Here is a 10,060-nt window from a genome sequence, read left to right as displayed (position 1 = left end):
ATTAATAAGGACGCGATTGTGATACTCGATCGAATGCTGGCCATATTCACCACCAAAACTGCTGTTTAATTTTAAAACTACACGCACGATCGACATCATTCCCGAATATCTTCATTTCAGTTTAGATCTGTTTGAGATGTCGGACTTGTGAAGCTAGCTGCGATGTCAATCGCTGGCGTTCGATCGGGTAAATTTAGACTAATATCGATCTCATCCAGTAGTTATACTCTCATGTCACCTAAAATCTCACTGTTGGCGGGACTAATCGGCATCGCGGCAACAATTCCGATCGTACAATCGATCGCGGTTGCCAAAACTTCGGTAGAAATTGGTGAAACGGCTAGAGCGATTACCGTTTTAATTACCGAACCCAACAGTATCGGTTCGGGGGTAATTCTGCAACAACAAGGCGATGTTTATACGGTGCTCACCGCCGCTCATGTAGTGAGAAACAAAGTTGACTACAAAATTACCACATCAGACGATCGTCAGTATTCGGCAATCGGTAGCTCGATTAAACCCGCACCTGGTAATGTCGATCTCGCTGTCGTCAAATTTAGGGCAACCGCTAAATATCCCACTGCCAAACTAGGAAATTCTCGCAGCCTCAAATCAGGGATGGATCTATATGTCGCGGGATTTCCTGCTGCGACGCGAGTGCTGACTAAATCGATATTCGTGTTTAGAGAGGGCAAAGTTTCTGCCAATAGTAATAAAACTTTCGATGCGGGTTATTCGCTGGTGTATAGCAACGACACATTACCAGGAATGAGTGGTGGAGCGGTATTAAACGAGCGTGCAGAAGTAGTCGCCATTCATGGTAGAGGCGATCGCGAACGCCTGAGCGATAATACATTAGGTGGCAAAACGGGCTTTAATGTCGGGATTCCGATCGATCGTTTCGTCGCAATTGCCAGTAATATGGGCGTCCCCCTCAGTCAGCCAGCAGCAGTAACTATCGCCCAAACTACTAGTTCTCCCGCCGATGATTACGTCGCCTCGGCAGCCCAGAAGTATAATAATCGCGACTATCGCGGCGCATTAGCCGACTACGATCGCGCCATTGCCCTTAAACCCAAAGATGCGATCGCTTATAATTATCGCGGCGTGCTCAAAGTCAAAATTCAAGATTTTGAGGGCGGATTGGCAGACTACAATCGTGCCATTCAAATCGATGCTAACTATGGCGAAGCTTATAGCAATCGCGGGAATTTAAAAGCCAACAAATTAAAGGATCTACAAGGCGCAATGGCTGACTACGATCTCGCCATCGAACTCAGTCCCAAGTATGCACCCGCCTACAGCAATCGCGGCATCTTAAAAGTTAAAAACAGAGACATTATCGGCGGATTAGCCGACTACAACCTGGCAATTCAACAAGATCCCACGGAAGCTACATATTATAGCTACCGCGCTTTCCTCAAAATCCTCCGTGGCGATCGTCAAGGTGCATTAACCGATTTTACTCGATCGATCGATCTCAATCCCAGCAATGCCAGCGTCTACGCCAAGCGCGCCGATCATCGCTTCTTTACGCTCAAAGATCGTGCTGGTGGACTTGCCGATCTCCAGCAATCTGCCCAACTATATCAACAACAGGGTAATGCCGAGCAATACCAAAAAACGCTCGTCAGAATTCGGCAATGGCAAAAGCTAAATAAGAAGGCTGAATCGTAGCCAGACAGCGCAGATGACCGATGTTTGCGGTACGATCGAGATAGATTTTTTGAACTATTAACACAAATACCCATGGCAGATCTCATTACTCCAGCAATCAGCGATCGTATCTGCAAGCACATGAATGACGACCATGCCGAAGCAGTGCTCACCTATGCCCAAGTCTACGGCAAAACTCCCACCGCTGAGACAGCCGCCATGAGTGCGATCGATCCTTTAGGTATGGATCTTACCGCCCAAGTCGATGGTGAAACCGTCCAGATCCGCATTCCCTTCGATCGAGAATTGGCAGACTCCGAAGACGCTCACCACACCCTCATCGCCATGATTAAGCAAGCCAGAGCTGTGAAGGAGACAGAGTAGGGTGGATGGGTGGATGGGTGGATGGGTGGATGAGTGGATGAGTGGATGGGTAGATGGGTGGATGAGTGGATGGGTGGATGGGTGGATGGAGAACGTAGTTCCAAAGCCTAATTCCTTTCCCCTTTCCCTTTTACCCTTTCCCCTTTCCCCTTTCCCCTAAAGCCTAGAGCCTAAAGCCTAAAGCCTAAAGCCTAAAACCTAAAACCTAAAGCCTAAAACCTAAAGCCTAAAGCCTAAAACCTAAAGCCTATCCCCCCAATTAGGTGCGGACGACACGACAAAAATAGCAGTTTTCCACACCTATTAAATCTCGGCCAATTTGCGATGATGTAAATAGCTCAGAAATAGCTCAAGGAGATTGATATGAACTTTTCCATCCAATCAATTTACAACTGGTATCGCGATTTGCTACGGAATCCCAAATATCGCTGGTGGGTAGTAGCTGGCTCTTTACTTTATATCGTTAGCCCGATCGATATTTCTCCCGATGTTTTCCCGATAGTTGGTTGGTTAGATGATGGGATTATCATCTCTTTATTGATTGCTGAAGTTTCTCAAATTGCTAAAGAAAAGTTGCAAGCGCACAATGCTAGAGCCGAGAAAGCCACTACAACGCCTGTTGAAGATGCTCCAGTTGATGTTAAAGCCGTGCAAGTTGAATAGTTAATTGGTTGTGGAGTAGAGTTGACCGTGTGGGCATAACTCTACTCCATTTTTTTTGCTCTCTAATCCTCACCACCCGATCCCATCCGCTGTCACGATCTGGATCGACTAAATTTCAAATTTCTAGTCGAAGTAGTCGGGTATCTAATAGATTGGCAAATGAGAAAATTTGATTACACGCTCGATTTTAAAACGCTCGATTTTCGACAACATCCCGAACTTTATCGGGTGGGCAAAGGCGAACAAGGTGTCTTACTAGTAGAACCTTACAAAAGCGAAATTTTACCCCACTGGAGATTTAAAACCCCAGACATTGCCCGCAAATCTGCTAGCGAAATTTATACCCTGTTTCTTCAATATAAGGAGCAGGGAGACTTTGTGGGAATGGATATGGCACGGAAGTTTCTGCAAATGGGTTACACTCGATTCTCCAAAGGAGAGGCTTCGCCAACGCGACGCTACGCCAATCATAAATCGGGACGTAAATACGCCAAAGAATCCAAAACAATCCTGCCATATGTAGAAGATCCAATTAAAGCAGAATCTGCCAAAATCTTCTACGAAATATGGCAGCAAGCCAAGACAGATCCAGAATATATCCTCATGCTCGATCGACACGAGCGACAATATACTAATTAATTCGCGTGTTACTGGGATTTTAGATTTTGGATGTAGTCTAAGATTCTAATAACTCGATCGCTTCTTCACACCAAGCTAACCATTCAGTCTCGATTCTGATGCCTTGCCGCAGCGTAATGTATTGATAACGCCCGACATCGCTAAACTGCGATCGATCTGGAAAAAATCGATCGGCGATCGCTTGATAGGTATGCAAACTTTCTAGATGTTGAATGCGATGATGTTTTAATTCAGCCACGATAGTTTGTGGTGAGACGATCGTGCCTGCAAATATTTTTACTAGCAAGTCATCTTTAATCGGACTGACAGTACTTGGTGTCTCGATCCAAGATCGCAATAATTCCTCACCTTCTTCGGTTAAGGTGTAGATTTTTTTGTCTGGGCGATGCTCTTGCTCGATTAATTGTGCCTCAATCTGGCTTTGTTCTTCTAGTTTGGTAAGTTCTCGATAAATCTGTTGGTGAGTTGCATTCCAGAAAAAACCGACCGATCCATCGAATCTTTTGGCTAGATCGTAGCCACTACAAGCACGATCGTTTAGTGCTGCCAAAATTGCATGAGATAAAGCCATGGGGATAGGGAATAGGGGATAGAGGATAGGGGATAGAAGTTTAAATTCCAGTTGCGATCGAGTCTTTCTCCAAATCCTGCTCGCTCGAAAGCTTGGCTGGCAAAAGCGATCGGCGATCTGAGGTACTCGCTTCAGTCAATTTTATTAACTTAGTTGCATATTCAATTAAGTTGATATATCATTCTGATATGCAACTAGTTTAATACATGCGAGCGGAAGTGGGCAATTGGCGACCTTCGTCACATTGACTTAGCATCCCAACATCTCGATCGAGACTTTCGCATGTTTCTAAAGCCACAGAATTAAATCGAGAGCACGAATATATGTCAAAAGTAGTTCCTGGTAGATTTAGTGCCCAGATCGATGAATCCTTCGTCGTCTTTTTAATTGGAATGCGCGTAAATAACATTTGGGCTGTCAATAAATGGCTGCCTACCGCCCAAGCGATGGGGCCGATGTTAAATGTGTTACATCAATATTCAGAAAAAGGTTTTTTGGGACAAGAATCATTTTTCCGCTTGTTTCCGATAACAACCGTAATGATTACCTATTGGAAATCGTTCGAGCATTTAGAATATTTTGCCCGCAATGCTGACGATCCGCACTTAAAACCGTGGCGAGAGTTCAATCGATCGATCGGTAACGATGGCAGCGTCGGCATTTGGCACGAAACCTATTTAATTCCAGCGGGACAATCGGAATCTATTTACGCGAACATGCCTGTATTTGGTTTAGCAGCGGCAACTACACATATTCCTGCGGTTGGTAAAAAAGAAACCGCCCGTCGGCGGTTGGGTGGCAATAATACACCTGCCGTTCCTAGCTAATAGAGTCAATTTTTGGTACTTATTTTCAGCGCACCACATTTAACTAGCGGGAGATAAAGATAATGACAACTGTTCTCACTCAACGTTTACGAAATCGGCAGGGGCTAAACTGGGGCGAGCTATGGCAAGCCTATCGCGTTTTTATGCCCGATCCGGCTCAGGGAATTTTACATATCCGCGAAGCGGAACGATATAGCAGTTGGAATCGCTGGGTATTGCGACGGTTGTCTCGTCAAGCAGGGGCGATTTGCGATTGGGTAGTCACTGTCGATTTGGAACAGTTGCTGGAGTTACCGCCCGATACGTTAGGAGGTGCTTATGCCCGACACATGTTGGAGCAGGGCTTTACGCCAGAGACATTTATTAATGAAGATTTAGATAAAGATCCTTTTGGGCAACGATTGGCGATCGCGCACGACGTTCAGCATATTATGACGGGGTTCGATAGTTCGCCTGTGGGTGAGTTTGGACTAGCCGCATTTATGTTCGTCCAATACTGGGATTTGCTCAATTTCTTCGTGCTATCCTGGACGCCTTGGTTTGCCATGGGCAACTGGAAATCGATTCCCCAATTATTGGCAAATCTGACACGGGGATTTGTGAGTGGTTGGCGCGCTCGTGCGTTGGTTGCCTATCCTTACGAACGCAATTGGGCTAAATCGATCTCTACAGTCCGCCAGGAATTGCGGATTATCGAATAGTAAGGATTTAGAACCAATGCTTTGAGGCTAAGACGCAGTTTGCTTGGTGCAACACATGCGGAGGAAACCTCCGCGTGGTTGCATTCGCTGCTTGGTGCCTTTTCATGGACGGGAGCGGCGCATCGAACGGGAGGTTCCCTCCCGTTTGTGTGCGACAAGACAAACCCGTCCGAAAAGGCATCCGCTAAATCTCGGTCTTAATACCTTCGCGATTGACTATCAACTATCAACTACCAACTATCAACTACCAACTCTCAACTCTCAATAACCACCGTGCGGCGAGTTTCGGCGGCGATGCGAGCGGCATCGGCGACGCGAAGCGTGGCCAGACTGGCCGCAGGCGTGACGTAATTTGGCTTACCATCGATAAGATGGTCGAGGACGAGTTCGAGATCTTTGGCAAATAAACCTTTGCGCGCGCCCAAGTCTAGCGGGGTAGAAACACCATCTCGGATGAATACCCCTTCGTCGCCATCGAATACTAGCCCGCCTTTGTCACCATGGACTTCAAACTTACGGGAGCCTTGCCATAAGCCTTCGCCTTTGCCATAGGCGATTTCGCCGATCGCGCTATTATTCTTGAATCGAAACTGGGCGGTACACAGACAAGTTTGGTAAAAATCGCCCACTCCACCCCAATACTGATTATTGCAACTGATGCTCTCGATCGAGCCAAATAGATCGGTAAATCGATGCAGTCGAGACAGAGCCGCAGTCAGGGGAAATCCGAACTCAGAGCGATTGAAAGTCCATTTTTCAGGTACGGGTCGCTGCGGGACGATCGTGCTGTAGCGGGCATAATAGACCTCACCGACGCGATCCAACCATTCGCGCATTGTCTGATGCAGTCCGCCGAGGAGTTCGATATGTTCGACATGCAGCAAGACTTTTTTAGCCTCAGCCAAGGCGACAATTTCTTTTGCTTCGCCAAAGTCGAGTGCGAGGGGATATTCGACAATTGTATGCTTGCCTGCGGCGATCGCGGCACGGACGATCGCACCATGATGTCCGTTAATCGTCGCCACCAGTACCAGATCGATGTCTGGCATCTGCACCAATGTCTGCCAATCAGCTACGGCGACGATATTAAAGCTGTGGGCAAATTCTGCCGTGCGCTCGGGATTGCGCCCCGAGACAGCGACTAAGTGAGTCCGACTTTCGGCATCGAAGCTCTGGGCGCGGATCTTAGCGGCAAATCCCGTGCCTACAATTCCAACTCGGAGTGGGAGATTAATTTCTCCGTAAGTAGCGATTTTAGACATAAGATTTTTTAATATTACCTCGCGATCGAACCAACACCCAAACTGAATGCTAGAAAATATTATAACCCCTGTCCCAGCCTACCATTCACTCCCCTCCGCAGAGGAGTTTTCTGGCTGCCAAATGTTACTTCTGGTGGTTTGGAGTCATGCTCCAATCTCCTAACAGTCAGCGAGATATAAGTAATTAAGATGAATTATCGCAATTTGATTACGAATACCATTCGACTTTAGTAGGACTTATAGATACAGATGGTGAGGTTTTCCCTTAGTATTCAAATAGAGATGAAAACGACTGCGATTAGCTAGGCAATCATACCCGATCGCCTAACTGATATCCATCCGTCCGTATCCGCCATTTTTAAGCGAAATAGAGAGGAATCAATCTAACATGGCAACCTATAAAGTTACTTTAATCAACGAAGCTGAAGGTCTCAACACTACTATCGACGTAGCTGATGACACCTATATTTTAGACGCAGCCGAAGAGCAAGGTATCGACCTACCTTATTCTTGCCGTGCGGGTGCTTGTTCCACCTGTGCAGGTAAAATCACTGCTGGAGAAATCGACCAATCCGACCAATCTTTCTTAGATGACGACCAAATCGAAGCAGGTTACGTCCTGACTTGCGTGGCTTATCCTAAGTCTAACTGCACCATCATGACTCACCAAGAAGAACAACTCTACTAATAGATCGCTCTCAATTTAGAGTTAATAGTTTAGGAGTGGGGAATTAAGCTAATTCCTCGCTCCTATCTTTTTTTTGTGTCAAAATCGTTGGCGTATTACATAAAAAACATTAATAGTAACAAAGTATCGAAGTTGAGGGTGCGATCTCGCTATTCTTAAAAGTCTTTATCGATCGAATTTGCACATTTCTGGTTTGACTGGACAATATTTTTGAGGATTTTGATTGCCAGCGAGATTGAGTTCGAGTAGATTATTAATTAAACTAGATAAAGGCTTAAAATCGCCAATCTTATTTTTAGAGAGATTGAGTAGATTTAATTTGGTTAATTTAGCTAAAGGTTTGACATTACTAATCTGATTATTAGAGAGATTGAGGAATCCTAGATTAGTTAAATTAGCTAGTTTGTTAATGTCACCGATCTGATTATTGGCAAGATCTAGCTCGAACAAACCATCTAAGCCAGACAGAGGATCGATACTAACAATTTTGTTACCAGGCAGCTTGAGTCTAGTTAGATTATTTAAATTAGCTAGAGGTTTAAGATCTTTGATTTTATTATTAGAAAGATCTAGTTCGGTTAAAAATTCTGCGGTGGATAGAGATTCAATATTGCCGATTTGATTATTAGAAAGATCTAGTGTGGATGTGTAAAGTTGACCATCCGACAAACCTAGCTCAGAGCCTCGAAAAAAGCTAATGCCAGCTAAAGATTTAATATCACTAATTTGATTGTCAGAGAGATACAACTCATACAGAAGAGTCAATCCAGAGAGAGGCTTAATGTCACCGATTTTATTATTAAAGATAGATAATTTATTTAACCTAGTTAGGCTCTGTAATGGTTTGAGATCGCTAATTTGATTGCTAGAAAGAGATAGATCGCTTAAATCGGTCAAGCCAGACAAAGGGCTAATGCTAATGATTTTATTCTTGGCAAGATTGAGTACACTCAAATTATTCAATTCGGACAAGGGTTGAAGATCTTGAATTTGATTATTGGAAAGATCGAGTACAGATAGCTCGGTTAGGCTAGATAGCGGATTAAGATCGCTGATTTTATTGCTAGAAAGCTCTAGGCTGCCTAAATTTCTCAGCTTAGAATCGGCTTGTTGGCATTCTCTAGTACCAGATTCTTTTAACAAGACATCGATCGTATGTTTTGCAGCCGCAGCCACAGAATTTCGCTCTTGACACCACTGCGCAAAACTTTTAGCTTTGGGTGCCGATGTACAAGCTACTGTTAATAATGATATTTGTAAGGCTAAACCTGCTATGGACAATAATACAAAGTTGTCTTTCATGTTTATTTCTAGCCTTCACCGCGCCACCAAGCTAATGGATCGATCGCAGGTGAATATGGCGGCCAACAATATATACTGCGATCGTCTGGCGTCAATGATGGCTGCGGTAAACCTAAGCCCAAGCATAAATGACTTAGCACCTTGACATATGCCAGATCGTGCCCGGGATAGCCCAGGTGGGCGTGTGCGTATTCATGAGCCACTAGAGCCAACCAATCGGGAGGCGAAACTCGTCCCACATCGACCAAAATTGTCATTGGGCGAACGTTAATATTGCAAAAGCCATCTAGTTGTACGGATGCAGCAAATGGAACCGCCAAGATTTGGAGCGATCGCCGATCGATCGTCTCAAAACACTCATGACAAGTATTAACATGGGTTTGGAGTGAGTTATTGACAGCCTCAATTTGGTACCCGATCCAATTATAAATCGCCACCCGATCGCGGAGATTGCCCATCACATCTACCATTTGCGGCTCTGGCAACAAAGAGCAAACTTTGTCAATGTACTCAACCCCAACCCGATATGCTTCTGTTCGATCGTCTGATATCACCAACCGAGGGGGGAAACAATTAACTTAGGATCTACATATGCTGCGGAGTTAGTACCGCCATCTCCATTTGCCTCATCCACCACGCGAGTTTCCGTGCAGAATGTCGCAGTGCTAAATCCACCCATCCGCTTGACAGTGCTGCTACGGACGCGGACATTAGGACTGGGAAACCAAAACCGCTCCACCGAACTCATAATGTCATAGTCGGTAATTAATACCAAGCCACCATCGTTATCCATGTGATATTGTCCGGCTACCGAAACAATTTCAGCATAACCGCGATCGCGCAACAATTGACCGCTGTGGGGTTTTTCGGGATCTGGTACTAGCGCAAATACCGTTTTCCCTTCATGGTTTTCACCCTCTTGATCCCAACCCATCGAAGCTGCCCAAGTCACGCAACAGCCCCCGACAGCCAGACTCGGATCGACTTGATGTGATTCGCACAGCGCAATGATTTCGGGATCTTTAGCATCCAATGCCTTTACCTCGATCTCCGATTCTCCCATCTCCGATCGTCTAAATGCGAGGTGATGCGTAGTCCGTTTCGATCGCCATTTACCAGCACTATGCTGAAAAAACTCCATTACGTCCATCATGGGCGGATTATTCTTAGTAACTCAGCTTTAATTTTAGCAAGTTTAGGGGAGGAAGGCTTTAGGCTTTAGGCTTTAGGCTTTAGGGAGTGCTGCTAGACTAGAGGCTCTGTTTTCAATGTGTTACTCAGACAAAGTTTAAACCTCTAACTTCTAAAAATCTGACCCCCAACACCCCGCTCCTAATCCCTAACCCCTAAAACCTAATGCCTAAAGC

General features: G+C 45.3%; 13 protein-coding genes. 8 read left to right on the top strand and 5 right to left on the bottom strand.

Annotation, left to right across the window (positions count from 1 at the left end; genetic code table 11):
- Positions 1–231 precede the first annotated feature (231 nt).
- From C7B77_RS15290 to C7B77_RS15275, 4 genes are all read left to right on the top strand, one after another.
- A complete protein-coding gene (locus tag C7B77_RS15290) occupies positions 232–1,677 on the top strand; it encodes a tetratricopeptide repeat-containing S1 family peptidase (RefSeq protein ID WP_106306394.1) in 1,446 nt (481 codons plus the stop codon).
- A gap of 72 nt (positions 1,678–1,749) precedes the next feature.
- The gene (locus tag C7B77_RS15285; RefSeq protein WP_106306390.1) at positions 1,750–2,040 is read left to right on the top strand and encodes a DUF2470 domain-containing protein; all 291 of its coding nucleotides are present in this window, start codon (positions 1,750–1,752) and stop codon (positions 2,038–2,040) included.
- 363 nt (positions 2,041–2,403) lie between these two features.
- Positions 2,404–2,703 (top strand): YkvA family protein, encoded by a 300-nt coding sequence (locus C7B77_RS15280; RefSeq protein WP_106306387.1) that lies wholly within the window; start codon positions 2,404–2,406, stop codon positions 2,701–2,703.
- A 159-nt stretch (positions 2,704–2,862) separates the two neighbouring features.
- Positions 2,863–3,342, top strand: a complete 480-nt coding sequence (locus tag C7B77_RS15275) for a DUF4385 domain-containing protein (RefSeq protein WP_106306384.1) — start codon at positions 2,863–2,865, stop codon at positions 3,340–3,342.
- Positions 3,343–3,379: 37 nt separating this feature from the next.
- On the opposite strand, the gene C7B77_RS15270 is transcribed toward C7B77_RS15275, so the two are convergent.
- Positions 3,380–3,913 (bottom strand): PadR family transcriptional regulator, encoded by a 534-nt coding sequence (locus C7B77_RS15270; RefSeq protein ID WP_106306382.1) that lies wholly within the window; start codon positions 3,911–3,913, stop codon positions 3,380–3,382.
- Positions 3,914–4,236: 323 nt separating this feature from the next.
- Between C7B77_RS15270 and C7B77_RS15265 the strand changes: the two genes are divergently transcribed.
- The 3 genes from C7B77_RS15265 to C7B77_RS29285 all read left to right on the top strand — a co-directional run bounded on the left by C7B77_RS15265 (position 4,237) and on the right by C7B77_RS29285 (position 5,709).
- A complete protein-coding gene (locus C7B77_RS15265; protein WP_106306379.1) occupies positions 4,237–4,740 on the top strand; it encodes a DUF4188 domain-containing protein in 504 nt (167 codons plus the stop codon).
- A gap of 62 nt (positions 4,741–4,802) precedes the next feature.
- Positions 4,803–5,441 carry a Coq4 family protein gene (locus C7B77_RS15260; protein ID WP_106306377.1) on the top strand — a complete coding sequence of 213 codons (639 nt, stop codon included), beginning with the start codon at positions 4,803–4,805 and terminating at the stop codon, positions 5,439–5,441.
- Between the two features lie 55 nt (positions 5,442–5,496).
- Positions 5,497–5,709 carry a hypothetical protein gene (locus tag C7B77_RS29285; protein WP_146138342.1) on the top strand — a complete coding sequence of 71 codons (213 nt, stop codon included), beginning with the start codon at positions 5,497–5,499 and terminating at the stop codon, positions 5,707–5,709.
- Here the strand turns inward: C7B77_RS29285 and C7B77_RS15255 are convergent.
- Positions 5,696–6,703: a Gfo/Idh/MocA family protein gene (locus C7B77_RS15255; protein ID WP_106306374.1), complete on the bottom strand. Its 1,008-nt coding sequence runs from the start codon at positions 6,701–6,703 to the stop codon at positions 5,696–5,698. The two genes, C7B77_RS29285 and C7B77_RS15255, sit on opposite strands and share 14 nt — an antisense overlap.
- 388 nt (positions 6,704–7,091) lie before the next feature.
- On the opposite strand from C7B77_RS15255, the gene C7B77_RS15250 reads away from it, so the two are divergent.
- A complete protein-coding gene (locus C7B77_RS15250; RefSeq protein WP_015159668.1) occupies positions 7,092–7,391 on the top strand; it encodes a ferredoxin in 300 nt (99 codons plus the stop codon).
- 165 nt (positions 7,392–7,556) lie between these two features.
- On the opposite strand, the gene C7B77_RS15245 is transcribed toward C7B77_RS15250, so the two are convergent.
- Genes C7B77_RS15245 through C7B77_RS15235 form a run of 3 tightly spaced genes read right to left on the bottom strand, consistent with a single transcriptional unit; the run spans position 7,557 to position 9,843 of the window.
- On the bottom strand, positions 7,557–8,693 hold the full coding sequence (locus tag C7B77_RS15245) for a leucine-rich repeat domain-containing protein (protein WP_106306371.1): 1,137 nt from the start codon (positions 8,691–8,693) through the stop codon (positions 7,557–7,559).
- 8 nt (positions 8,694–8,701) lie between these two features.
- Entirely contained in the window at positions 8,702–9,247 is a 546-nt protein-coding gene (locus C7B77_RS15240) for a hypothetical protein (protein WP_106306368.1), read from the bottom strand.
- Entirely contained in the window at positions 9,244–9,843 is a 600-nt protein-coding gene (locus C7B77_RS15235) for a phycobiliprotein lyase (protein ID WP_245894214.1), read from the bottom strand. Before C7B77_RS15235 ends, C7B77_RS15240 begins: the two co-directional genes overlap by 4 nt.
- Between the last annotated feature and the right edge of the window lie 217 nt (positions 9,844–10,060).

The organism is Chamaesiphon polymorphus CCALA 037, assembly GCF_003003845.1.
Lineage (GTDB): Bacteria > Cyanobacteriota > Cyanobacteriia > Cyanobacteriales > Chamaesiphonaceae > Chamaesiphon > Chamaesiphon polymorphus.
Note: the sequence above shows the minus strand (reverse complement) of the source record. Positions and strands in the feature narration are given on the sequence as shown.

Excerpts from the sequence above, each read along its gene's own strand:
- C7B77_RS15290 (WP_106306394.1), top strand. The coding sequence starts at position 232 with ATGTCACCTAAAATCTCACTGTTGGCGGGACTAATCGGCATCGCGGCA.
- C7B77_RS15285 (WP_106306390.1), top strand. The coding sequence starts at position 1,750 with ATGGCAGATCTCATTACTCCAGCAATCAGCGATCGTATCTGCAAGCAC.
- C7B77_RS15280 (WP_106306387.1), top strand. The coding sequence starts at position 2,404 with ATGAACTTTTCCATCCAATCAATTTACAACTGGTATCGCGATTTGCTA.
- C7B77_RS15275 (WP_106306384.1), top strand. The coding sequence starts at position 2,863 with ATGAGAAAATTTGATTACACGCTCGATTTTAAAACGCTCGATTTTCGA.
- C7B77_RS15270 (WP_106306382.1), bottom strand. The coding sequence starts at position 3,913 with ATGGCTTTATCTCATGCAATTTTGGCAGCACTAAACGATCGTGCTTGT.
- C7B77_RS15265 (WP_106306379.1), top strand. The coding sequence starts at position 4,237 with ATGTCAAAAGTAGTTCCTGGTAGATTTAGTGCCCAGATCGATGAATCC.
- C7B77_RS15260 (WP_106306377.1), top strand. The coding sequence starts at position 4,803 with ATGACAACTGTTCTCACTCAACGTTTACGAAATCGGCAGGGGCTAAAC.
- C7B77_RS29285 (WP_146138342.1), top strand. The coding sequence starts at position 5,497 with ATGCGGAGGAAACCTCCGCGTGGTTGCATTCGCTGCTTGGTGCCTTTT.
- C7B77_RS15255 (WP_106306374.1), bottom strand. The coding sequence starts at position 6,703 with ATGTCTAAAATCGCTACTTACGGAGAAATTAATCTCCCACTCCGAGTT.
- C7B77_RS15250 (WP_015159668.1), top strand. The coding sequence starts at position 7,092 with ATGGCAACCTATAAAGTTACTTTAATCAACGAAGCTGAAGGTCTCAAC.
- C7B77_RS15245 (WP_106306371.1), bottom strand. The coding sequence starts at position 8,693 with ATGAAAGACAACTTTGTATTATTGTCCATAGCAGGTTTAGCCTTACAA.
- C7B77_RS15235 (WP_245894214.1), bottom strand. The coding sequence starts at position 9,843 with ATGGACGTAATGGAGTTTTTTCAGCATAGTGCTGGTAAATGGCGATCG.